20 protein-coding genes and 5 tRNA genes are annotated in these 23,412 nt (G+C 59.5%); 8 read left to right on the forward strand and 17 right to left on the reverse strand.

What is annotated here, in order from left to right:
- Nucleotides 1–24: 24 nt before the first annotated feature.
- From J5M72_RS07870 to gltX, 6 genes are all read right to left on the reverse strand, one after another.
- Nucleotides 25–564 carry a TetR/AcrR family transcriptional regulator gene (locus J5M72_RS07870; RefSeq protein WP_169429640.1) on the reverse strand — a complete coding sequence of 180 codons (540 nt, stop codon included), beginning with the start codon at nucleotides 562–564 and terminating at the stop codon, nucleotides 25–27.
- A 181-nt stretch (nucleotides 565–745) separates the two neighbouring features.
- Nucleotides 746–821, reverse strand: a tRNA-Glu gene (locus J5M72_RS07875).
- Between the two features lie 78 nt (nucleotides 822–899).
- Nucleotides 900–975: transfer RNA gene (locus J5M72_RS07880), tRNA-Ala, on the reverse strand.
- Between the two features lie 53 nt (nucleotides 976–1,028).
- Nucleotides 1,029–1,104, reverse strand: a tRNA-Glu gene (locus J5M72_RS07885).
- A 79-nt stretch (nucleotides 1,105–1,183) separates the two neighbouring features.
- Nucleotides 1,184–1,259: transfer RNA gene (locus J5M72_RS07890), tRNA-Ala, on the reverse strand.
- Between the two features lie 201 nt (nucleotides 1,260–1,460).
- Nucleotides 1,461–2,942 carry a glutamate--tRNA ligase gene (gene gltX / locus J5M72_RS07895; protein ID WP_085711989.1) on the reverse strand — a complete coding sequence of 494 codons (1,482 nt, stop codon included), beginning with the start codon at nucleotides 2,940–2,942 and terminating at the stop codon, nucleotides 1,461–1,463.
- Nucleotides 2,943–3,172: 230 nt separating this feature from the next.
- Here gltX and J5M72_RS07900 point away from each other — a divergent pair, with 230 nt between their 5' ends.
- Both J5M72_RS07900 and J5M72_RS07905 read left to right on the forward strand, forming a co-directional pair.
- Complete coding sequence (locus J5M72_RS07900; protein WP_207865019.1) at nucleotides 3,173–4,222, forward strand: HlyD family secretion protein; 1,050 nt, start codon at nucleotides 3,173–3,175, stop codon at nucleotides 4,220–4,222.
- On the forward strand, nucleotides 4,212–5,762 hold the full coding sequence (locus tag J5M72_RS07905; protein WP_169429638.1) for an MDR family MFS transporter: 1,551 nt from the start codon (nucleotides 4,212–4,214) through the stop codon (nucleotides 5,760–5,762). Before J5M72_RS07900 ends, J5M72_RS07905 begins: the two co-directional genes overlap by 11 nt.
- Nucleotides 5,763–5,875: 113 nt before the next feature.
- Here the strand turns inward: J5M72_RS07905 and uvrB are convergent, their stop codons facing one another.
- A complete protein-coding gene (uvrB, locus tag J5M72_RS07910; protein WP_207865021.1) occupies nucleotides 5,876–7,891 on the reverse strand; it encodes an excinuclease ABC subunit UvrB in 2,016 nt (671 codons plus the stop codon).
- A 336-nt stretch (nucleotides 7,892–8,227) separates the two neighbouring features.
- Here uvrB and J5M72_RS07915 point away from each other — a divergent pair, with 336 nt between their 5' ends.
- A complete protein-coding gene (locus J5M72_RS07915; RefSeq protein WP_207865023.1) occupies nucleotides 8,228–9,424 on the forward strand; it encodes an amino acid aminotransferase in 1,197 nt (398 codons plus the stop codon).
- Nucleotides 9,425–9,535: 111 nt separating this feature from the next.
- Nucleotides 9,536–9,736: a hypothetical protein gene (locus tag J5M72_RS07920; protein ID WP_169429635.1), complete on the forward strand. Its 201-nt coding sequence runs from the start codon at nucleotides 9,536–9,538 to the stop codon at nucleotides 9,734–9,736.
- On the opposite strand, the gene J5M72_RS07925 is transcribed toward J5M72_RS07920, so the two are convergent.
- On the reverse strand, nucleotides 9,733–9,963 hold the full coding sequence (locus J5M72_RS07925; RefSeq protein ID WP_169429634.1) for a hypothetical protein: 231 nt from the start codon (nucleotides 9,961–9,963) through the stop codon (nucleotides 9,733–9,735). The genes J5M72_RS07920 and J5M72_RS07925 overlap by 4 nt on opposite strands.
- A gap of 228 nt (nucleotides 9,964–10,191) precedes the next feature.
- Here J5M72_RS07925 and J5M72_RS07930 point away from each other — a divergent pair.
- Nucleotides 10,192–10,267: transfer RNA gene (locus tag J5M72_RS07930), tRNA-Asn, on the forward strand.
- A 123-nt stretch (nucleotides 10,268–10,390) separates the two neighbouring features.
- Here the strand turns inward: J5M72_RS07930 and J5M72_RS07935 are convergent.
- Complete coding sequence (locus J5M72_RS07935; protein ID WP_192564179.1) at nucleotides 10,391–11,911, reverse strand: nucleobase:cation symporter-2 family protein; 1,521 nt, start codon at nucleotides 11,909–11,911, stop codon at nucleotides 10,391–10,393.
- Nucleotides 11,912–12,167: 256 nt separating this feature from the next.
- On the opposite strand from J5M72_RS07935, the gene J5M72_RS07940 reads away from it, so the two are divergent.
- Both J5M72_RS07940 and J5M72_RS07945 read left to right on the forward strand, forming a co-directional pair.
- Complete coding sequence (locus J5M72_RS07940) at nucleotides 12,168–12,458, forward strand: BrnT family toxin (RefSeq protein ID WP_085612835.1); 291 nt, start codon at nucleotides 12,168–12,170, stop codon at nucleotides 12,456–12,458.
- Entirely contained in the window at nucleotides 12,455–12,784 is a 330-nt protein-coding gene (locus tag J5M72_RS07945; RefSeq protein ID WP_207865024.1) for a BrnA antitoxin family protein, read from the forward strand. Before J5M72_RS07940 ends, J5M72_RS07945 begins: the two co-directional genes overlap by 4 nt.
- A 3-nt stretch (nucleotides 12,785–12,787) precedes the next feature.
- On the opposite strand, the gene J5M72_RS07950 is transcribed toward J5M72_RS07945, so the two are convergent.
- From J5M72_RS07950 to J5M72_RS07965, 4 genes are all read right to left on the reverse strand, one after another.
- Nucleotides 12,788–13,615, reverse strand: coding sequence for an arylamine N-acetyltransferase (locus tag J5M72_RS07950; protein ID WP_169429630.1), 828 nt, complete (start codon nucleotides 13,613–13,615; stop codon nucleotides 12,788–12,790).
- Nucleotides 13,616–13,716: 101 nt separating this feature from the next.
- Nucleotides 13,717–14,511, reverse strand: coding sequence for an exodeoxyribonuclease III (gene xth, locus J5M72_RS07955; RefSeq protein ID WP_207865026.1), 795 nt, complete (start codon nucleotides 14,509–14,511; stop codon nucleotides 13,717–13,719).
- A 114-nt stretch (nucleotides 14,512–14,625) separates the two neighbouring features.
- On the reverse strand, nucleotides 14,626–16,068 hold the full coding sequence (locus J5M72_RS07960) for a mechanosensitive ion channel family protein (protein ID WP_169429628.1): 1,443 nt from the start codon (nucleotides 16,066–16,068) through the stop codon (nucleotides 14,626–14,628).
- 151 nt (nucleotides 16,069–16,219) lie between these two features.
- Nucleotides 16,220–17,086, reverse strand: a complete 867-nt coding sequence (locus J5M72_RS07965; protein ID WP_207865142.1) for a pirin family protein — start codon at nucleotides 17,084–17,086, stop codon at nucleotides 16,220–16,222.
- Between the two features lie 221 nt (nucleotides 17,087–17,307).
- On the opposite strand from J5M72_RS07965, the gene dkgB reads away from it, so the two are divergent.
- Entirely contained in the window at nucleotides 17,308–18,111 is an 804-nt protein-coding gene (gene dkgB / locus J5M72_RS07970) for a 2,5-didehydrogluconate reductase DkgB (protein WP_169429627.1), read from the forward strand.
- Between the two features lie 4 nt (nucleotides 18,112–18,115).
- Here the strand turns inward: dkgB and J5M72_RS07975 are convergent, their stop codons facing one another.
- The 4 genes from J5M72_RS07975 to J5M72_RS07990 all read right to left on the reverse strand — a co-directional run bounded on the left by J5M72_RS07975 (nucleotide 18,116) and on the right by J5M72_RS07990 (nucleotide 23,411).
- The gene (locus tag J5M72_RS07975; RefSeq protein ID WP_207865028.1) at nucleotides 18,116–21,337 is read right to left on the reverse strand and encodes a transporter substrate-binding domain-containing protein; all 3,222 of its coding nucleotides are present in this window, start codon (nucleotides 21,335–21,337) and stop codon (nucleotides 18,116–18,118) included.
- 11 nt (nucleotides 21,338–21,348) lie between these two features.
- The gene (locus tag J5M72_RS07980) at nucleotides 21,349–21,975 is read right to left on the reverse strand and encodes a response regulator transcription factor (protein WP_207865030.1); all 627 of its coding nucleotides are present in this window, start codon (nucleotides 21,973–21,975) and stop codon (nucleotides 21,349–21,351) included.
- A gap of 143 nt (nucleotides 21,976–22,118) precedes the next feature.
- Nucleotides 22,119–22,550, reverse strand: a complete 432-nt coding sequence (locus tag J5M72_RS07985) for a chemotaxis protein CheY (RefSeq protein WP_207865032.1) — start codon at nucleotides 22,548–22,550, stop codon at nucleotides 22,119–22,121.
- Nucleotides 22,551–22,694: 144 nt separating this feature from the next.
- Entirely contained in the window at nucleotides 22,695–23,411 is a 717-nt protein-coding gene (locus J5M72_RS07990) for an MgtC/SapB family protein (RefSeq protein ID WP_085711975.1), read from the reverse strand.
- Between the last annotated feature and the right edge of the window lies 1 nt (nucleotide 23,412).

Consider the following 23,412-nt stretch of genomic DNA (forward strand, 5'->3'; position numbering starts at 1 on the left):
CTCCCCGGGCTTGTAGCCTTCAGGTCAACGCACCGCCGACTTGGCAGCGCGCAGCAATCGATCGGATAAATCCCCAGGGCCCAACGCCCTTGCGAGCGCCAGGCCACCTACCATCAGGGCCACGTCGGCCAATGCTTTGTCGGTGTCTTCAGGGCTTGAAGCCAACTGCGCGATCATCAGTTCCAAGTGTTCGTTCAGTGCTATGCGAAATGCCTCCGGTAGCCGCCCCAACTCACCGATAGACGCCGGGATCGGGCAGGCCGAATCGCTGGAATCACGGTGCTTGCGCGACAGGTAGAACGCCGCCACCAGAGCGCGGCGTTCTTCACCGGTCAGCTCGCTGTCCATGTCGGCAATCAGGTCGCGACGACGACCAAGCAATTGCTTGAACGCCTCAAGCATCATGGCGTCCTTGCTTTCGAAGTGTGCATAGAAGCCACCGACAGTCAGACCGGCCGCCCCCATCACTTCACCCACGCTCGGCTCGGCCGGGCCACGCTGGATCAGCGCGGCGCTGGCAGCCTTGAGAATGCGTTCGCGGGTTTGAGCTTTTTTGTCGTTCATCGTTGCCTCCGAATATTACGATTAGAATATTATTCTCATAATAATATTCTGCAAGTCGAAAATATGACCGCTGGTCTGAAGCACAGTTTAAGGAAAAAGGAGATTTGGCCAAACGCCAGACAAACAAAAGGGCCATTCAATAATTGAATGACCCTTATAAATCCCGCAGAGCGGGTAATCGTGGCGTCCCCTAGGGGACTCGAACCCCTGTTACCGCCGTGAAAGGGCGGTGTCCTAGGCCACTAGACGAAGGGGACACAAACCTTCTATACAACTGATCAGTGCTGAGTGCTGATCGCTTCAAGGCCGGTGTGGCCAGACCTTGAAGTGTAAATTGGTGGAGCTAAGCGGGATCGAACCGCTGACCTCCTGCATGCCATGCAGGCGCTCTCCCAGCTGAGCTATAGCCCCGGATTTTTCGCCTCGCGGCGGAGCGACATTTTGCAACATCGCTTCTGTAAAACTGGCGTCCCCTAGGGGACTCGAACCCCTGTTACCGCCGTGAAAGGGCGGTGTCCTAGGCCACTAGACGAAGGGGACGCAAACCCTTCTATACAACTGATCAACGCTGAGTGTTGATTGCTTCGAAGCCGGTGTGGCCAGGCTTCGAATTGTAAATTGGTGGAGCTAGACGGGATCGAACCGTCGACCTCTTGCATGCCATGCAAGCGCTCTCCCAGCTGAGCTATAGCCCCTCATCGTTGATGTCATCGCTGAGGACGGGGCGAATCTTAAGGGCGTATCGAAAGGCTGTCAAACTTATTTTTGAAAAATTTCAAAATTTTTTGTCGGCATTACAATCACTTACCGCCCTCCCCCCGTAAATTCGGGGAAAACGCCGAAGGACGGGATCAAAAGATCCTGGCCTTCGGCGCGTCCTGCAGAGTCAAACGCAATCAGGCGATAGCGCCCAACAGCTTTTCCCACTCTTTGTTTTCTTTCTTCGACACGCCGCCCAGCAGGTCAATCGCCTGGCGCAGACGGAAACGGGTCAGGTCCGGCCCGAGGATTTCCATCGCATCGAGCACCGACACCGAACTCGCCTGCCCTGTGATCGCGGCAAACATCAGCGGCATCGCATCACGCAGCTTGAGCTCAAGGGATTCGACCACCGCCTGAATCGTTGCGGTGATGCTGTCCTTCTCCCACTGACGCAGGCTTTCCAGCTTCCACAGGATCAGTTGCATCAGTTGACGAACCTGATCGCCCGAAAGTTTTTTCGACTCGAACAGCTTGGCATCCGGATTCACGCCACCGGCAAAGAAGAACCCGGCCAGCGGTGCAACCTGGCTGAAGGTTTCGACGCGGCCCTGAACATGCGGCGCGATCTTCATCATGTATTCGGAGTTGAACGCCCACTTCTGCACACGAGCGGCAAACTCTTCCACCGGCAGATCACGCAGCCACTGGCCGTTGAGCCACGACAGTTTCTCGATATCGAAGATCGGCCCGCCCAGCGACACACGCTTGAGGTCGAAATTGTCGACCATTTCCTGCAGCGAGAACTTCTCGCGCTCGTCCGGCATCGACCAGCCCATGCGTCCCAGGTAGTTGAGCATCGCTTCAGGCATGAAGCCCATGCGCTCGTAGAACGTCACCGAAGTCGGGTTCTTGCGCTTGGACAGCTTGCTCTTGTCCGGGTTACGCAGCAGCGGCATGTAGCACAGCTCCGGTTGTTCCCAGCCGAAGTATTCGTAGAGCAGGATCAGTTTCGGCGCCGACGGCAGCCATTCTTCACCACGCAGGACGTGGGTGATGCCCATCAGGTGGTCGTCGACCACGTTGGCCAGGAAGTACGTCGGCAAGCCGTCGGTTTTCATCAGTACTTGCATGTCCATGCGATCCCACGGGATCTCGACGTCGCCGCGCAGCATGTCCGGCACCACGCAGACACCTTCGGTCGGCACCTTCATGCGGATCACATGGGGTTCGCCGGCAGCCAGGCGGCGCGCGACCTCTTCCTTGGACAGCAACAGTGCCCGACCGTCGTAACGCGGGGTTTCGCCGCGAGCCATTTGCTCGGCACGCATCTGGTCCAGCTCTTCGGCGGTGCAGAAGCACGGGAAGGCGTGGCCCATGTCGACCAGTTGCTGGCAGTACTTCTGGTAGATGTCACCGCGCTCGCTCTGACGGTACGGGCCGTGCGGGCCGCCGACGTCCGGACCTTCGCTCCAGTCGATACCCAGCCAGCGCAGGGCGTCGAAGATCTGCTGTTCGGACTCGCGGGTCGAACGCAACTGATCGGTGTCTTCGATCCGCAGGATGAACTCACCGCCGTGCTGCTTGGCAAAGCAGTAGTTGAACAGTGCGATGTAAGCGGTACCTACGTGAGGATCCCCGGTAGGCGATGGCGCGATGCGAGTGCGGACGGTGGTCATGGCATGTCTCGAAAAGAATGAAAAGCAAAGAACAATCAAGCGGCGAATGGTAACAGGCGACACCCGCCCCGCTCCAGCGGGCAGGGCATTTAAGCCAATTTTGCGTCTGCAACGCCCGTAGGCCGTGATGAATGGCCAAATATCAACAGACGGCATTTACCGCTCATCGGCTGTATGCCAGATTCGCCCGCTGATAACTTTTCTTACAATTCCTCGACTACAGTTTGCCCATGCCTGCCCAACTCAAGCGTCGCCTGTTCATTTTCCTGCTGCTCGTCCTGCTGATTGCCGGGGGCTTTTTCGCTCATTGGTTTTTCAAGGGACGCTTTTATGAAAGCACCGACAACGCCTATGTCCAGGGTGAAATCACCCGCGTGTCGAGTCAGTTGAGCGCACGCATCGACGAAGTCCTGGTGCAGGACAACCAGCACGTGGAAAAAGGCCAGTTGCTGGTCCGTCTCGAAGGTGAGGACTTCCGCCTCGCCGTCGATCGCGCCAACGCCGCCCTCGCCACCCGTGAAGCCGAGCGCCTGCAAGCCCAGAGCAAACTGACCCAGCAGGCCAGCCTGATCGCCGCCAGCGAAGCGCAAGTGGCAACCACGCAAGCGACACTGGGCCGCTCGCAGATCGATCTGTCCCGCGCAGAAGCACTGCGCAAACCCGGTTTCGTTTCCGAGGAACGGGTCACCACCCTCTCCGCCGACGCCCACATCGCCCGCTCGCAAGTGGCCAAGGCCCAGGCCGATGCGCAGAGCCAGCGCCAGCAGGTCAGCGCACTGAGCGCCGAAATCAAACGCCTCGATGCGCAGATCGCCAACGCCCGCGCCGACCTCGCCCAGGCCGAGCTGAACCTGACCCGCAGCGAAATCCACGCACCGATCAGCGGCCTGGTCGGCCAGCGCGCCGCACGCAATGGGCAGATTGTTCAGGCCGGCGCGTATCTGCTGTCGATCGTTCCGGACGAAGACATCTGGGTGCAGGCCAACTTCAAGGAAACCCAGATCGGCCACATGCAACCGGGGCAGAAGGCCGAGCTGATCTTCGATGCCTACGGCGATACGCCGATCGAAGCACGGGTCGACAGTCTGTTCGCAGCTTCCGGTGCGCAGTTCAGCCTGTTGCCGCCGGACAACGCCACCGGCAACTTCACCAAGGTCGTGCAGCGGATTCCGGTCAAGCTGACCTTCAAGGCCGATAACCCGCTGCACGGCAAAATCCGTCCGGGCATGTCGGTCACCGCCACCGTGAATATCAAAGACGCCCCGGATAATGGCCGGTGATCAACTGATCCGCCCGGTCGGCGAACCGACCCGGCGGGACTGGATCGCGGTCATGAGCGTCATGCTCGGCGCGTTCATGGCGGTGCTCGATATCCAGATCACCAACTCGTCGCTCAAGGACATTCAGGGCGCACTGTCGGCGACGCTGGAAGAAGGCTCGTGGATTTCCACCTCCTATCTGGTGGCGGAAATCATCATGATCCCGCTGACCGCGTGGCTGGTACAGTTGCTTTCGGCGCGGCGGCTGGCGGTGTGGGTATCGCTGGGGTTTCTGATTTCGTCGTTGCTGTGCTCGATGGCCTGGAGCCTCGACAGCATGATTGTGTTCCGCGCCATGCAGGGCTTCACCGGTGGCGCGCTGATTCCGCTGGCCTTCACCCTGACCCTGATCAAACTCCCCGAACACCACCGCGCCAAAGGCATGGCGATGTTCGCCATGACCGCGACCTTCGCCCCGTCCATCGGCCCGACCCTCGGCGGCTGGCTCACGGAGAACTGGGGCTGGGAATACATCTTCTACATCAACATTCCGCCGGGGCTGATCATGATCGCCGGGCTGATGTACGGCCTGGAGAAGAAAGAAGCGCACTGGGAACTGCTCAAAAGCACCGATTACACCGGCATTCTCACGCTGGGCATCGGCCTCGGTTGTTTGCAGGTCTTCCTTGAAGAAGGCCATCGCAAGGACTGGCTGGAATCGAGCCTGATCGTGACGCTGGGCAGCATCGCCCTGCTGAGTCTGATCACCTTCGTGATCGTGCAGATTTCCAAGCCCAACCCGCTGATCAACCTCGGCATCCTGCGCAATCGCAACTTCGGGCTGTCGAGTATTTCCAGCCTGGGCATGGGCGTCGGGCTGTACGGTTCGATCTATCTGCTGCCGCTGTATCTGGCGCAGATCCAAAATTACAACGCCTTGCAGATCGGCGAAGTGATCATGTGGATGGGCGTGCCGCAGCTGTTTCTGATTCCGCTGGTACCGAAACTGATGAAATTCGTGTCGCCGAAATGGCTGTGCACCTTGGGGTTCGGTCTGTTTGGTCTGGCGAGCTTCTCATCCGGCGTGCTTAACCCGGACTTTGCCGGGCCGCAGTTCAATCAGATCCAGATCATCCGTGCCCTCGGCCAGCCGCTGATCATGGTCACCATTTCATTGATCGCCACGGCCTATATCCTGCCGCAGGACGCGGGCTCGGCGTCGAGCCTGTTCAACATCCTGCGCAACCTCGGTGGCGCCATCGGCATCGCCCTGCTCGCCACCCTGCTGGATGCGCGCACCAAAACCTACTTCGATTACTTGCGCGAAGCTGTGGTGCCGACCAATCCCCAGGTGGCCGAACGCCTGGCGTCGATGACCGATCGCTTTGGCAGTGACACGGCGGCTTTGGGCAAGTTGAGCGAGATCGTGCATCAGCAGGCGCTGATCATGGCCTACAACGATGCGTTTCATTTTGTCGGGATTGCGCTGGGGATCAGCATGCTGGCGATCTTGCTGACCAAGAAACTGCCCGCCGGCCTGAAGGCCGGCGAGGCTCATTGAGACCGAGCGGCCCCAATCGCGAGCAGGCTCGCTCCCACAGGGGATTTGTGAACGACACAGATCCAATGTGGGAGCGAGCCTGCTCGCGATGAGGCACTGTCGGACGATGAAGATCAGACGGCCAACAGGCGCTCACGCAGCTTGGCAATCTCGTCGCGCATCTGCGCCGCCGCTTCGAACTCCAGGTCGCGGGCCAACTGGTACATTTTCTCTTCCAGTTGACGGATGCGCTTGGTGATCTCGCTCGGCGAACGCAGTTCGGCTTCGTACTTGGCGTTCTCCTCGGCGGCCTTGGCCATGCCTTTGCGCTTCTTGCTGCGCGAACCGGGTACGGTGGCGCCTTCCATGATGTCGGCGACGTCCTTGAACACGCCCTTCGGTGTGATGCCGTTGGCCAGGTTGAAGGCGATCTGTTTGTCACGACGGCGTTCGGTTTCGCCGATGGCGCGCTCCATCGAACCGGTAATGCGATCCGCGTAGAGAATCGCCCGGCCATTGAGGTTACGTGCCGCACGGCCGATGGTCTGGATCAATGAGCGTTCGGAACGCAGAAAGCCTTCCTTGTCCGCATCGAGAATCGCCACCAGCGACACTTCCGGCATGTCCAGGCCTTCACGCAGCAGGTTGATCCCCACCAGCACGTCAAAGGTGCCAAGGCGCAGGTCGCGGATGATTTCCACGCGTTCGACGGTGTCGATGTCCGAGTGCAAATAACGCACACGCACGCCGTGATCGGCCAGGTAATCGGTCAGGTCTTCGGCCATGCGCTTGGTCAGCGTGGTGACCAGCACCCGCTCCTCCACCGCCACACGCTTGGTGATTTCCGAAAGCAAATCGTCGACCTGGGTCAGTGCCGGGCGCACTTCGACTTGCGGGTCGACCAGCCCCGTCGGGCGCACAACCTGTTCGATCACCCGCCCGGCGTGCTCGGCTTCGTAGTTGCCGGGCGTGGCCGAGACGAAAATCGTCTGCGGGCTCACCCCTTCCCACTCGTCGAAACGCATCGGCCGGTTGTCCAGCGCCGATGGCAGACGGAAACCGTATTCCACCAGCGTCTCTTTACGCGAACGGTCGCCCTTATACATCGCGCCGACCTGCGGCACGCTGACGTGGGATTCGTCGATCACCAGCAAGGCGTCGGCCGGCAGGTAATCGTAGAGCGTCGGCGGCGCCGCGCCGGCCGGACGTCCGGACAGGTAGCGCGAGTAGTTTTCGATGCCGTTGCAGTAGCCCAGCTCGAGGATCATCTCCAGATCGAACCGGGTGCGTTGCTCCAGACGCTGAGCCTCGACCAGCTTGTTGTTGCTGCGCAGGTATTCCAGACGTTCCTGCAGCTCGACCTTGATCCCCTCGATGGCGTCGAGCAGGGTTTCCCGGGGCGTCACGTAGTGGCTTTTCGGGTAGAAGGTGAAGCGCGGCAGCTTGCGGATGACCTCGCCGGTCAGCGGGTCGAACGCGGAAATGCTCTCCACTTCGTCATCGAACAGCTCGATACGGATCGCTTCGAGGTCGGATTCCGCCGGGTAGATGTCGATCACATCACCGCGCACACGGAAGGTCGCCCGGGCGAAATCCATGTCATTGCGGGTGTATTGCAGGTCGGCCAGACGCCGAACCAGCGCGCGCTGATCGAGTTTGTCGCCGCGGTCGACGTGCAACACCATTTTCAAATAGGTTTCCGGGCTGCCCAGACCGTAGATGCACGACACCGTGGTGACGATGATTGCGTCCTTGCGCTCGAGCAATGCCTTGGTCGCCGACAGACGCATCTGCTCGATGTGGTCGTTGATCGACGCATCCTTCTCGATGAAGGTGTCGGACGAAGGCACATAGGCTTCGGGCTGGTAGTAGTCGTAGTAGGAAACGAAGTATTCGACGGCGTTATTCGGAAAGAACGACTTGAACTCGCCATACAACTGCGCGGCCAGGGTCTTGTTCGGCGCCAGCACCAGGGTCGGGCGCTGCACCTGGGCGATCACGTTGGCGATGCTGAAGGTCTTGCCCGACCCGGTCACACCGAGCAGGGTCTGGTGCGCCAGTCCGGCTTCGATGCCCTCGACCATCTGGCGAATAGCTTCAGGCTGATCGCCGGCTGGGTCGAATCGGGTGACGAGCTGGAATTCAGACATAAACACCTCTGGAATCGCGACGCTGGCGACCAATCGCAGCACCACGAGAAAGACCGCTAACGACCGATGTCGCGCAAGGAAAAACGAAGATTGTGCTGAATGTGGAGCCGATTGCCTCACCTTTCAAGGCAAACGTCCTACACCCGGTAAAGTCTCCGACAAGCCCATTCGACTAACGGTCGAGAAATAATCGGAAAAACTTACCTTAAAAGCCGAATCGCCTGTCGCCATTGATCGATGATGGCCTCTATACTAGCTCCCCGTTTGTGCACCGCTCTAGTGCATTCGGCTGGAGCGCCACACGTCCCTCCACTCTCCAATAGAGCTGCCGTAAAAATGAGCCTGTTCTCCGCTGTCGAAATGGCACCCCGCGATCCAATCCTGGGCCTCAACGAAGCATTCAACGCCGATACCCGGACCAATAAGGTCAACCTCGGGGTGGGTGTGTACTGCAACGAAGAGGGGCGAATTCCACTCCTGCGCGCCGTCATTGAAGCCGAAACCATTCGCGCCGCTCAGCACGCCTCGCGCGGCTACCTGCCGATCGACGGCATTGCGGCCTACGACCAGGCCGTGCAAAAGCTGCTGTTCGGCAATGATTCGCCGTTGCTGGCTGCTGGCCGGGTTGTCACCACTCAGGCCGTCGGCGGGACCGGCGCACTGAAAATCGGTGCCGACTTCCTCAAGCAACTGCTGCCCAATGCCGTTGTGGCGATCAGCGACCCAAGCTGGGAAAACCACCGCGCCCTGTTCGAAACCGCCGGTTTCCCGGTGCAGAACTACCGCTACTACGACGCCGCCACCCACGACGTGAACCGTGCCGGCCTGCTGGAGGACCTCAACGCCCTGCCGAACGGCTCGATCGTCGTGCTGCACGCCTGCTGCCACAACCCGACCGGCGTCGACCTGAGCCCGGCGGACTGGAACAACGTGCTGGAAGCAATCAAGGCCAAAGGTCACGTGCCGTTCCTCGACATGGCCTATCAGGGTTTCGGTGACGGTATCGCCGAAGACGCCGCTGCCGTGCGTCTGTTCGCCGAGTCGGGCCTGACCTTCTTCGTGTCGAGCTCGTTCTCCAAGTCGTTCTCGCTGTACGGCGAGCGCGTCGGTGCTCTGTCGATCGTCAGCGAATCGAAAGAAGAAAGCGCCCGCGTACTGTCGCAGGTCAAACGCGTGATCCGCACCAACTACTCCAACCCGCCGACTCACGGTGCAAGCGTTGTGGCCGCTGTATTGAACAGCCCGGAACTGCGTGCCCAGTGGGAAGCCGAACTGGCCGAAATGCGCCTGCGCATTCGCGGCATGCGCGAGCAGATGGTTGCTCTGCTGGCGAAAAAAGCCCCGCAGCGCGACTTCAGCTTCGTCGGTCGTCAGCGTGGCATGTTCTCCTACTCCGGCCTGACCACCGAGCAGGTTCACCGCCTGCGCAACGAGTTCGGCATCTACGCCCTGGACACCGGCCGCATCTGCGTGGCCGCGCTGAACCAGAGCAACATCGAAGTCGTGACGGACGCCATCGTTCAGGTCATCTGATCTGACGCGGCACTGAAAACGGGAAGCTTTCGGGCTTCCCGTTTTTATTTGTCTGAAGAAAAGCCGCAACACCCTCTAGACTGCACACAGACGATATTTCAGAGAGACGACATGAAAAACGATGACCTGCGCGCCGACCGTGATGATCTGGATGACTTCATCCCCCGCGTCCCGGCCAAGCGCGGCAACAACCTGGTGCTGCAAGTCGCGGCCGGGGTGTTTCTCGGTGGGCTGGCGCTGTGGCTGGTACAACTGGGCGCAACGATGCTGTACGCCAAACTGATGCTCGGCACCTTCACGTTCGGCGGTTAAGCCAGTTCCGTTGCACGCTGGGTCGCCGCATCGTCATAAACGACGTAAAGCGATTCAGCGACCTGGCTCTTGATAGCCTTGGTGCTTTCCAGGCCGAGAACAAAACCTTCGGCCTTGCCGCCTGCGCGATTCAGCTCTTCAGCCGTAGCGGCCTGAACGATCGCGTCGAAAAGCTTTTCCGCGTGAAGGCCAACGCCTTTGGGCAGGCTGATTTGTGCGGTGCTCATGCGAACACCTCGACAGGACAATGGGTGAGGATGGGACTATTCATGGCGCATACCTTTTCGGCGAATGGCCGGCAGCGCGTGTGACCACTTCCGGGCGGCCATGGTAGACCTCTGCTACGGTTCTGGTAACCGCCAATCGCCGATAAACCGCCGCCCGTCCTGACCTTTCCAACAAATTTACATCTCGCGCTTGACTAGTCTTTTTAAATCAGTAACATACGCACCAATTCCGCAATAGCTCAGTTGGTAGAGCAAGTGACTGTTAATCACTGGGTCCCTGGTTCGAGTCCAGGTTGTGGAGCCAAATACAGAGCCCCTGAATCGACAGATTCAGGGGCTTTTTTGTGGGCGCTGAAAAAGCGGCGCCATAGAAAAAGGGCCGATCAGTTTCCCGACTGATCGGCCCTTTTTCATTCAGCTACAACGGTCAGACGTGCTCGCTGCTCTTGGCATGAGCCTTTGGCGCGCCATGACCGTGATCCGCATCCGGATCGATCACCGGCACTTCATTGCCGTCGCAGTCATGCAGTTTGCCGTCGCTGAAGTAGTCGCCTTCACGCAACGCTGCCAGATCGCGATAACGCAGGGTCCGCTCTTCTGCCGCCGCGAACACCGACTGCTGATCCGAGTTACCCGCCGTAAAGTGGTTGAACGCCAGGTTCAGCAGGATCGCCATGATCGCCGACGAGCTGATGCCCGAATGGAAAATGGTCGCGAACCAGCTCGGGAAATGATCGTAGAAGTTCGGCGCGGCAATCGGGATCATGCCGAAGCCGATCGAAGTGGCGACTATGATCAGGTTGACGTTGTTGCGGTAATCGACCTTGGACAGCGTGCGGATACCGCTCGCCGCCACAGTGCCGAACAGCACGATACCGGCGCCGCCGAGTACCGAGGTCGGCACGGCTGCGATGACCCGGCCCATGAATGGCAGCAGGCCGAGGATCACCAGGAAGATACCGCCGGTCGCCACCACATAGCGGCTCTTGATCCCGGTCACCGCCACCAAACCGACGTTCTGGGCAAAGGCGCTCTGGGTGAACGAGCCAAAGATCGGCGCAAACATGCTCGACAGCATGTCCGCCCGCAGGCCGTTGCCCAGACGTTTGGAGTCGACCTTGGTGCCGATGATTTCACCGACCGCCAGGATGTCCGCCGAGGTTTCCACCAGGGTCACCATGACCACGATGCACATCGACAGAATCGCAGCGAAGTGGAAGGTCGGCATGCCGAAATGGAACGGTGTCGGGAAGCCGAACATCGGCCCTTGAGTGACGCTGGAGAAGTCCGCCATGCCGAGGAACACCGCCAGCACCGTGCCGATCACCATGGCCAACAGGATCGACAGACGCGAGATGGTCGAGCTGCCGACCTTGCTCAGCAGCAGCACCAACACCAGCGTGACCGCCGCCAGACCAATGTTCTGCATGCTGCCGAAGTCAGGCGCGTGACTGTTGCCGCCCATGGCCCAACGTGCGGCCACCGGCATCAGCGTCAGGCCGATAGTGGTGATCACGATGCCGGTGACCAGCGGCGGGAAGAACTTGGTGATTCGCGAGAACACCGGCGTGATCAGCAAACCGATCAACGACGCGGCAATCACCGCCCCGAGTACTGACTGAAAGCCGCCCTCCCCGCCACTGCTGACAATTGCCACCATCGTGGCAACACCGGAGAACGACACGCCCTGCACCAGCGGCAACTGACAGCCGAAAAACGGTAGACCCAGGGTTTGCAGCAACGTGGCCAGCCCCCCCGCAAACAATGAAGCAGCAATCAACAGACCAATGTCCGCCGGCGACAACCCGGCAGCCTGACCGATGATCAGTGGCACCGCGACGATACCGCCATACATGGTCAGAACGTGTTGCAGGCCGTAAGCCATATTCGCGCCGACCCCGAGATTCTCGTCCTCGGGCCGTTGGTGTGAAACATGGGGCGTTTTCATGGTGGGGGGAGTTCCCTGGTTTTTGTTATGCACACACTGTATTCAAGAGTCGGCACAAATGTCCATAGACTTGTATACAACTTGTCAGTCACATAATGGTTAGCCAGCCACTCAACCTTCTATCCCGCTGCTTTCATCCCCCACAAATCCGGCAACACATCCCCAATCGAGTCCACGTTTTATCCGCCTAGGCTGAAGTGTTCATGGCGACCGACGGCGCGGTCGCACCCTTTTCTATACATATAAAGTATGCATAATGAAGTCATTCAAGATTCAGTTCGACAAAAGCAAGAATGCTGCCAACAAACTCAAGCACAGAGGGATCAGCCTCGCCGAGGCCGAACCGGTCTTCTACGACGACCGAGCACTGACCATTGAAGACAACGACCATGACGAGCAACGCTGGATCACACTCGGCAACGACGGCAAAGGACGTTTGTTGGTGGTTGCGTACAGTTACCGCGAACCGAATTTCGTTCGAATCATTTCCGCACGTGTCGCTACACCGAGCGAACGTCGCGAATATTTTCTGGAGGCTGACCGATGAAAGACGAGTACGACTTCTCTCAGGGCAAACGCGGCGCTTTGGCGCCCAACAAGGGTAAAACGCGCATCACCATCATGCTTGATGATGCGGTCATCGAAGCGGCACGTACGGTCGCCGAAGAGGAAGGGGTTGGCTATCAGACGGTGATCAACAACACCCTGCGCCACGCATTGCTTAACAGCCGTGGCGCAACCGATGAACTCGAACATTCAAGCGGGCAATTCAAGCAAGGCATCACCGCCACCGACCTCAAGAGCCTTGAGAAAAAACTGTCAGCGGCCGTGAATGAAATCCGGCGGGTACTGGAGCCGGAAGCAAAACCATAGGTTTCAGGTTGGCTGAATCAAGCGCGCCAGCGCCTCCCGCGCACCAGGCTGGTGCGGCAAGCGCAAGCCGAATTCCCGTTCCAGCAATTCGATCAGTTCATCGACATCCGTCACCTCACGCCGCTCGCTCTCCATACCGATGCGATGGATGGCAAAACTGCCGTTGTTCAATGTGCGCCGCCAGCCGTCGCCGGTACGCGCGACCATCAGACGCTGGGCAAATGGCGAGTCCGGATGAGTCGAGACGTACCAGTTGCCGAGGGTGTAATCGATGTCTTCCTGGCGTTGCAGGTCGAACAGGTACATCGGCCGCCATTCGCCGGCGACCCTGGCCCGCAACATGTAGCCATCGGCCTGCACTTCGATGCGATACGGCTCGTGGGGTGTGGACTGCTCGGCTTCGGTATCCAGAATCAGCGGCGCGGTCGGGACCATGCCGCCAAAACCCACGTCGGTGATGTAACGCACGCCGTCGAGGGTCACCAGACTCAAACGGTGAGTCCGTGCCGTCCAGCTGCCTTCGGGCTGATTCATGACCACACGGCCACTGATGCCCCGCGCCTCGAATCCCAGTTCCAGCAACAAGGCCAGAAACAGATTGTTGAGTTCGTAGCAGTAACCGCCACGGGCATCGTTCAAGACCTTGCGCTGGATCGACACCAGATCGATCAGCACGGGCTCGCCCGAGAGGGTCGACAGATTCTCGAAAGGAAAGGCGCCGGTATGACGCAACTGCAACAGTCGCAGGGTTTCAAGGGTCGGTGCCGGGGGTGTGTCGAACCCCAGCCGTTGCAGATACTGTTTCAGATTCGCCAGGCGTGGCTCGCTCATTGCTCAGTCCTTATGCATGAAGACGCGGATCGCTGCGCCGATGGTCGCCATGTATACGGGATCCGGGCATCGAATCGACAATTGAATTAACCAATCACCGGCTAGCGTCTTTTACGCGAATCGATACGAATCCATGTCGGCGCGTGGTCGCTGGCATGCGGTTCGTTACGTACCCAGGCATCCACACCGGCCTCGTGCAGATAAGGGCTCAACGCCGGATTGAGCAGCAAATGGTCGATCCGCAGCCCGGAATTCTTCTGCCAGTGCTGACGGAAATAATCCCAGAACGTGTACAGCCGATCTTCGGGATACAGGTGCCGCAACGAATCCGTCCAGCCCTGATCCAGCAGGCGCTGATAGCACTCGCGGCTCTCCGGTTGCAACAACGCATCCTTGAGCCACGAACGGGTGTTGTAGATATCCAGATCGGTAGGCACCACGTTGTAATCACCGGCCAGCACCACCGGGTGATCGCTGCTTTGCAAAGCCTGGGCGTAAGTGATCAGACGCTCGAACCAGGCCAGTTTGTAGTCGAACTTCGGCCCCGGTTGCGGATTGCCGTTGGGCAGGTACAGACAACCCACCAACACCCCGTGCACCGCCGCTTCGAGGTACCGGCTGTGTTTATCGTCAGGATCACCCGGCAGACCGCGACGACTCTCCAGCGGTTGCGCATCGCGGGCAAGAATCGCCACGCCGTTCCATGAGGCCTGGCCATGCCAGATGGCGCCATAACCAGCGGCCTCCAGATCCGTGGCTGGAAACGCGCCGTCCACCATTTTGAGCTCCTGCAAACAGACGATGTCCGGCTGCTCGCGCCTGAGCCACTCCAGAAGATTCGGCAGACGGGCACGCAGGCCGTTGACGTTGAACGTGGCAATCCGCATTTTTTTCATCGTCCGTGTTCCTGCCATTGACCGATAAAAACTGTGACATCAGGTCCCCGCGAAGCGCAGGTGCGCCAGAACCTCGAACAGAAACTCGCCGGATACGAACGCCGCTGAACCGTCTCAGGCGCGATGGCGCAGCCACTGCAGGAAGCCTCTTTTCGGTGCGGCTACCGGCGTTTCCTGAGTCAGCGCCTGCGCCTTGAGCAGGCGGAAATCGAGCAGCGCCTTCATTGCATCGTTGATGTCGTGACGGGCATCCAGGCAAGGCTTGAGATACGACTTCTCGATGCGATACAGGGCGCAGAACGTCTTGGCGGAAAAGTCGGCCGGCAACGAAGTATCGGAAAGAATCCCTGCCTCGCCGATCACTTCCCCCGGCCCCATGCGCCCTGATTCGAACGGAACGCCATGCCGGTTCAAAGTCACCGAGACCACACCGGACTCGATGATGAACAGATGGTCACTGACCTCGCCGCCCTCCAGTATGATCTCGCCGGCACGGAAAGTTTGCAGGGTCATGTTCTGGCTGAAGGTCTCTTTTTCTTCCTGACGCAGGGTCGAGAAGATCGGCGAGCTGTCGAGCAGCGCCCGTGGCCGCGAGAGATGGGCCGGGGCGGCAGGTTCATCACTCGACAACAGATTGACCCCGGACGCCTGCAAGTGTCGGTAAGCCAGATCGAACAACTGATTGCGCACCGCACGCTTCTCGCTCATCGAAGCCACGAAGCCGCTGATTTCGTACTCCGCGCCGGCACTGCTCGAGCTCTTCAACGCTACGCTTGGCGCCGGGTTGTCCAGCAACGGGCGACAGCCCTGCATCGCCCGCTCCAGTGCATCGATCACCGAATTCGGCCGAGCATGGGGGCTGACCTGCACGCTGACCGCAACACCGAACATGTTGCTCGGACGGCTGAAGTTGATGATCTTGGCCTTGGCCGCCAACGAGTTGGGAATCACCGCCATGCTTCCCTGGGAGGTTTGCAGGCGTGTGGCGCGCCAGTCGATGTCGGTCACCCGCCCTTCCGTGCCGTCGATGGAGATCCAGTCATCGAGTTGGTAGGGCTTGGTGGTGTTCAGGACGATGCCGGAAAACACGTCACTCAATGTGCTCTGCAACGCCAGACCGACGATGATCGCCAAGGCCCCGGACGTGGCCAGCACGCCTTTGACCGGCAGATCCAGCACATAGGCCAGCGCGGCAATGATGGCGATCAGGAAAATCACCGCGCCGAGCAGATCCTGCAACAGCCGTCCGGTGTGGCCGACCCGCTGCATCATCACCGCCCCGATCAACACCGTCAGGGTCCGTGCACCAAACAGCCACCAGCCGATCTGCAACCCAGTCGCCGCCAGATGCAACGGCACGTTGTCGGCCCACGGCGCCGGCTCCATCGGATTGAGGCCTTCGTTGAACAGCAGCACGCTGAACAGACTGAAAATCAGCACCCGCACCAGCAGTTTCCACGCGCTGCCGTGGGAACTGATCAGACGCCACAGACCAAGGTCGAGCAGGATCAGGATCAAGGCGCAAAACAACGGATGATCGGTGAGCAGAGACAGCATCTAACAACTCCGACAGGGGCCAGTCGCGAGAAGATCGCACAGATTGGGCTTAGTGTAGGAGCAATTGATTTGGCGCGATGAGTGCTATTTGGCAGACACTGAAAAAACCGTGGGAGCAGAGCGTCTCCCACGGCAACAAGTGAAACCCGGATCAGGCCGGCATGCGACCGAAACGACCCGACTGAAAGTCGACAAAGGCCTGGTGAATTTCCTGCTCGGTGTTCATCACGAACGGACCATGACCGACAATCGGTTCATCGATCGGCTCGCCACTGAGCAGCAACACCACAGCATCCTCGCTGGCTGCCAGAGTCAATTGGTCGCCATCACGCTCGAACAACGCCAACTGTCCTGCTCCCGCCGACTCCTGATCATTGATCCGGACCGAACCACGCAGGACCACCAGCGCGGTGTTCCGGCCCTCGTGCAGATCCAGCGTCAGCAACTTGCCGGCATTGAGGCGCAGGTCCCAGACGTCGATGGGTGTGAAGGTCCGGGAAGGCCCCTTGTGACCGTCGAACTCACCCGCGATCAGGCGCAGGTTGCCGGCACCGTCCCGGAGCGCAACGTTCGGGATGTCGCTATCAAGAATCGTCTGGTAACCCGGTTCAGCCATCTTGTCTTTGGCCGGCAGGTTGACCCAAAGCTGTACCATTTCCAGATTGCCACCCGTTCTGGCGAAATCTGAGGAATGAAACTCCTCGTGCAGGATCCCTGAAGCAGCGGTCATCCACTGCACGTCGCCCGGGCCGATCTTGCCGCCGCTGCCCGTGGAGTCGCGGTGCTCCACTTCACCGTCGTAGACGATGGTCACGGTCTCAAACCCGCGGTGCGGATGCTGACCGACCCCACGTCGTTCGGTGGTCGGGGTGAACTGCGCAGGCCCTGCGTGATCGAGCAGCAGGAACGGGCTGATGTGCTTGCCCAGGTTGTCGTAGGAAAACAGGGTACGCACCGGAAACCCATCGCCGACCCAATGGCCGCGAGGGCTGGTGTAGATACCGATGAGGTTTTTCATGGTGGTCTCCGAAATCAGGTTGTTCATGGACTGATCATAAATTCGCCATGTATTTAGCACTAGTCAGCCAAAACCGTTCTCATCGTTCTACGGGTAGAACAATGGCCTGTCACTGTGATTCGTGACTTTCAGTCAACAGTACTTTGCCCCGACAGCGGTTTTTCTCAAGGAAGCAGCAGCGGATACTCCCGCCCATTCCCACTGCAACCCTGGAGTCCTGCATGTCTGTTCCCGCTTTCGGTCTTGGTACGTTTCGCCTGCAAGGGCAGGTGGTCATCGATTCGGTGAGCACCGCCCTTGAGCTCGGCTACCGGGTCATCGACACCGCGCAAATCTATGAGAACGAAGCCGAGGTCGGCCAGGCCATTGCCGCCAGCGGTATTGCCCGCGACAAACTCTTCATCACCAGCAAGATCTGGATCGCCAACTTCACCAAAGACCGTCTGATCGAGAGCCTCAAGGAGAGCCTGCAAAAGCTGCAGACCGACTATCTCGACCTGACGCTGATCCACTGGCCGTCGCCGGAAGATCAGGTGCCGGTGGAGGAGTTCATGGGCGCCCTGCTGCAAGCCAAGCGTCTGGGCCTGACCCGGCAGATCGGTGTGTCCAACTTCACCATCGACTTGATGAAACAAGCCATCGCAGCGGTTGGCGCAGACAACATCGCCACCAACCAGATCGAGCTGCACCCGTACCTTCAGAACCGCAAAGTCGTGGAGTTCGCACAGAGTCAGGGCATTCAGATCACCTCGTACATGACCCTGGCCTATGGCGAAGTGCTGAAGGATCCGCTGATCGTACAGATCGCCGAGCGTCTGCAAGCCACCCCGGCGCAGGTCACCCTGGCGTGGGCGATGCAATCGGGTTACGCGGTGATTCCGTCATCGACCAAACGCGCCAACCTGCAAGGCAATCTCGGCGCCACCGCGTTGACCCTGAGCGAGGCCGACATGACGCTGATCGCCACCCTGGATCGCGGTCATCGCCTGACCAGCCCCAAAGGCATCGCGCCGCAGTGGGACTGACCGCTCAGGCCTGAAGTTGCTGCGCGAGGTCGTGCATGGCCACGCGCAGCGATTCGATTGCAACTTCCAGTGCAGCCTCGGGCTCACCGTCCCGACAGGCCTGTTCCAGTACCCGGCACGCCGAGACCACACGCTCGGCACCGATCATGTGCGCGCCACCCGTGACGTGATGAGCCAGATCCTTCAGACCCGCACGATCGCCTTCCCGACCGGCCTCATCCAGGCGTTCCAGGTCGGTGCGCAAACTGCTCAATACTTCCTCACGCAATTGCCCGATGAGCGGATTGTCTGCACCCGCCAGCCGCAACAGCGAAGTCAGATCGAAACCGGGCGATAGCTGATCCTCCGCTGCTGCGGCCTGTATTTCGCCGGAATCTGCGGCCATCAGCGCCCGGCTCAGTTCCCGCAGCAAAACAGGTTTGAACAGACAATCATCCATTCCGCAAGCCAGACATCGCTGTTTCTCTTCCATCTGCGCATTGGCGGTAAACCCCAGAATCAGACAAGGCACCCTGCCCGTCGCCGCCTCTTCTTCGCGAATTGTTCGCGCCAGTTCATAACCGTTGAGTCCGGGCATGTTGATGTCGGTGATCAGTGCATCGAACGTTTGGCCGCGCCACAGATCCAGCCCCTGCTCACCACTCCCGATGTCGACAAAGCGATGCCCGAGTTCGCTCAACTGCCGACACAACAGCAAACGATTAACCGGGTGATCGTCCACCACCAGCACGTCCAGCGGCTTTACTGCCGTGACCGACGGCGTCGTGGCGTCCTTCTGAACCAGCGACTCGAGCACGGTCAGCTCCAGGCGCAGCATGACTTGTGTGCCACGTCCGAGTTCGCTGGTCATCCACAGATCGCCGCCCATCATCCGGCACAGGCTGCGGCTGATGACCAGCCCCAGGCCGGAGCCGCTGCGGGCCGTCGCCGGATGGCTGCCAACTTGCACAAACGGGCTGAACAAGCGTTGCTGATCTTCGGCGCTGATGCCCCGGCCGCTGTCTTCGATGACCACTCCCACGTCCACCCGCCCGTCCTGTTCGGTAAAAACCTGGCAGCGCAGACTGACCTTGCCTTGATCGGTAAACTTGATCGCGTTACTCAGCAGGTTCCACAACATCTGCTTGAAACGCAGGGCATCGAGCATCACCTCGACATTGCTGCGTTCATCCAGGTTTACGTGCCATGACAACTGCTTCTCCCGTGCCAGCCCTTCGAAAACCTGGCACACCGACAACACCACGTCACGCAGATTGACGCGTTCGGGAGTCAGCGACAGATGACCGGATTCGATACGTGCGATGTCGAGAATATCGCCGATCAATGCCAGCAGTTGCTGCCCCGCAGAGGAAGCCACCTGAATCGCCGGACGATCGATCACACCTTCATCGGCATGTTTAAGCGCCAGTTCCAGCATGCCCAGCAAGGCATTCATCGGTGTACGGATTTCGTGACTCATGACTGCCAGGAATGTGCTCTTGGCCCGATTGGCGTCGTCCGCCGCGTCCTTGGCTTCCTGCAGTTGAAGCAGCCATTGCTGGCGCTGGCGAATCTGCCGGCGCTGGAAAGCGATCCAGCCCAACGCCAACAGCAATAATCCCGAAGCACCGGCGAATCCAAGCAGGATTTCCCGTCGATGGCGCTGCCAGTAACTGTCATCGGCAACGGCATCACGCCCCCAGCGCTCGACCAGAGCGTCGATTTCCTTCGGCGCAATGCTCAACAGCGCCTTGTTCAGAATCGAGTGCAATGCCACCGCATCCGGCGCGGTGGCCAGCGCGATCCGGGCAGGCTGATCCCCCACCGTGCCGACAATCCGGGCTCGACCCCGGTACTGACGGGAAATCAGATAGCGAGCCACCATCAATGAGCTCAGCGTGGCGTCGGCTCGCCCGCTGACAATCGCTTCCATTCCGGCAGCCGGACTTTGTACTTCGACCATTCCGAGCTGCGGTACTCTTTCCCGCAGATAATCGCGCAACGGGTGACCGCGATAGATCGCCAGACGCTTGCCGGCCATGTCGTCCAGCGTTCTCACGTCTTGCGCCGACACGCCGCCGACCAATACGAACGGATTGTTCAGGTAAGCCCGGGAGAAACGCATTTCGAGTTCACGCTCGCTGCTCGGTGTCACCACAGGCAGCAGATCGAGTTTCCCGCTCTTCAATTGTTCGATCTGTCGATCCAGTGACTGCCCCCGTACGATCTCGAACTTCAGACCGCTGCGCAGACTGATCAGACTCAACAACTGCGCCGTAAGCCCCTGAAATTTTCCTTCGCCATCAAAGAACGTCAGTGGGGCGAAATCCTCGATCGCACCGACCCGCACGCTCGGATGCCGGTCGAGCCACGCCTGTTCACTGCTGCTGAGACTTACCCGCGCTTGTCCCGTCATGTCCGCACGCCCGGCACTCCAGCGCAGCTCCATGGCCAGGCGCTGCTCCATGGGAATCGCCAACAAGGCCTTGTCGACCAGACGTTTCAAGCGTGGACTGCTGCGAGTCAGGGCAAAAGCGAAAGGGTTGGCGTCGAGGCCCGAAGGGCCGGCCAGTTGCAGGTCGTTGTGGAAGTTGATGTTGATCAGATAGCTGGAGCTGATGAAATCGCCGAGGTACAGGTCATCCCGCCCGAATGCCACGGCGCCGAGGGCATCGAGAATCGAGCGATAACGCTGCAAGGTGGCTTGCGGGTAAACCTTTTCGATGGTCGAAGCCGGCAGGTAGTCTTCCACCATGGCAATGCGCTTGCCTGCCAGATCATCGGGCAACGGCTCGTCCAGCCGGGTCACCCACATCGGCTGATCTTCGGCGTAGGCACGGGACAGCATCAGGTCGGGATCGGCAATCTCATAGTTGTTCGAGGTCCCCAGCAAGTCCAGTTCCCCGGACTTGAGCGCGGCCATGGCGGCTTCGCGATCGGGGTAGCACCAGACCTCGATCCGGACATTCAGCACCTGTGCGATCGCGTCGGCGTATTCGGCCGTGAGGCCTTCCAGTTCGTGTCTGTTGCGGGTCAGTTCAAAGGGAGGATAGTCCGGCCCGGAGGCGCCGATGCGCAAAACCGGGTGTGCCCGGAGCCACTGCCGATCCTGCTCGTCGAGATGTAACTGCACACCCTCCAGCCGGGTGCGGGAGATGATTTCCAGTTTTTGCGCAGTCCCGGCTGCCTGCACTGCGTTTGCCAAAATGAAGATCAACAGAAGAATGAATCGCAGCGGCCTCATCATGGGGCAGCCTCTCACAGCAGATGGTTGCGTCTGGCAAACTCTCGCAACAACACCAGTGAGCCGATCCCGAGCTTCAGCATCAGGCGAGTCTTGTAAGTACTGATGGTTTTGTAGCTCAGGTTCATCTCCAGGGCGATGTCCTTGTTGGGCTTGCCAAGCGCCAATTGCACGAGAATGTGTAATTCGCGATTGGACAATCGTTCGATCTGCTGCCGCTCGTCACTGTGCACACCGCAATGACCTGCGCTGACCTGAGGCAATTCCTGAAAATAGCCGTAACCCGAACGGACAGCCTTGATCGCACTCTGCAACTGTTGCAACTCGGCAGACTTGGCCACAAAAGCCATCGCACCTGCACGTCGGCAACGCGCCAGGTAGCTGTCGGGGTCGGCCGATGAAAAAATCACGATTTTGCAGACCAGCCCGAGCGCATTGATCCTCTCCAGCACTTCAAGACCGCCCATGCCCTTGAGCTTCAAATCGAGCACGATCAGTTTCGGCGCGTGTGCACGGATCATCGGCACCACTTCGACGCCACTCGAAGCGACATGAATCGATTTATAGCCCAGTGATTCCAGAACCATTCTGACGGCGCCGACGACCACCGGATGGTCGTCGACGATCAATGCTGAATCCATGACCACTCCCGGGCGAATACATGACGATGACGCCACCGATCTTGCATGAACGGGACTACTGGTAGCTGCGCTACGACTGTTACACGGAACGCATGGCGAAACACCTGTCAGACCTGACAGTTGCGCCATCGACCGAATTGTGATCAAGCGTGCAATTGCGTGAGGGATTTTGCCGGGCACCTGCACGATGAATGCTCACGTGAAGCATCGACGGATGCCATCAATTGTGAGATGGCACTCATTGAGGGCAGCGCGGCGTTGCAGGTGGTGATCTTTGGTCGAAAGTATCCGGGAACCTCCGACGCGTTCACCGCTTCGCCATAGACCAGTGCATGCCGGACCTGCGCCAGATCAAAAAGGAATCCGTGCAGATCCGGCATTCCACCTGCCAGTTGAGAGTCAGTCACCAGTACATCGAACGGCTCGCAGCCGTAATCGATCAGTGACATCAGTTCGGAGAAGTTCTGCACCGGTGCAATGCGGTAGTAATCGAGGGCATTGAACATCCGCTCGATCTTCATCCGGTGAAAATGCCGGGTGTCGGCGATCAAAATACGCAAGGTTTTGTCGGCCATCGTGGAAGTCTCGTCAGTCGCTTCAAGTGGCGGCAAGACTACCCAAGCATCGAGGCATGCTCTGTAGGACTATTCCGAAAATGACCGTCACTCATCCGGCTGACGGTCACCCATGCCATTGCCCGACGACGGGCGTTCGCTTGGTTATTCCGTGGTACTCGGACTCCAGAACGCCTGCACCACCAGGTTCGAAGTTGAAATCCGCTTCACCAGCGCGTCCAGTTCATCGCCGTCCACCGAGGTGGTCGCCAGAGTCGCTTCGATCTCGATTTCATCGGCACCGAAGGCATGCACATCGACATCGCTGGCCGGGTAGTTGCTGCGCTCGAGTTCGGCCTCAAGCAAGGCGAACACGGCCGTCTGCTGGGAGCGCCGGGCTATCACATAGACGATGTTGGTGACTTCCGCCGAGACTACATCCAGCGGCTGGCGGTTGATGTTGTTGACGATCGGCCGCAGCAAGGTATTCGCGGCGAGCACGAACAAGGTGCCGAGCACGGCTTCGGCCAGCAGGTCGGCGCCGGCACAGGCGCCTACCGCTGCCGATGTCCAGAGTGTGGCGGCGGTGTTGAGGCCGCGTACGTTGCCTTCTTCGCGCATGATCACACCGGCGCCAAGGAAACCGATGCCGGACACCACGTAGGCGACCACCCGGACCGCACCTTCCGCCCCGCCGAGCCGGTTGGCCATGTCGACGAAAATCGCCGCGCCGACTGCCACCAGCACGTTGGTGCGCAAACCCGCCGTGCGTTGCCGGTACTGGCGCTCGAAACCGATCAGGCCACCGAGGATGAAGGCTGCGCTGAGGCTGACCAGGGTGTCGAGCAGCGAATCGAGGTTGATGTTGTTGATGGCTTGCATG

This window comes from Pseudomonas sp. 58(2021), from assembly GCF_017491585.1.
Taxonomy (GTDB): Bacteria; Pseudomonadota; Gammaproteobacteria; order Pseudomonadales; family Pseudomonadaceae; genus Aquipseudomonas; species Aquipseudomonas fluorescens_BT.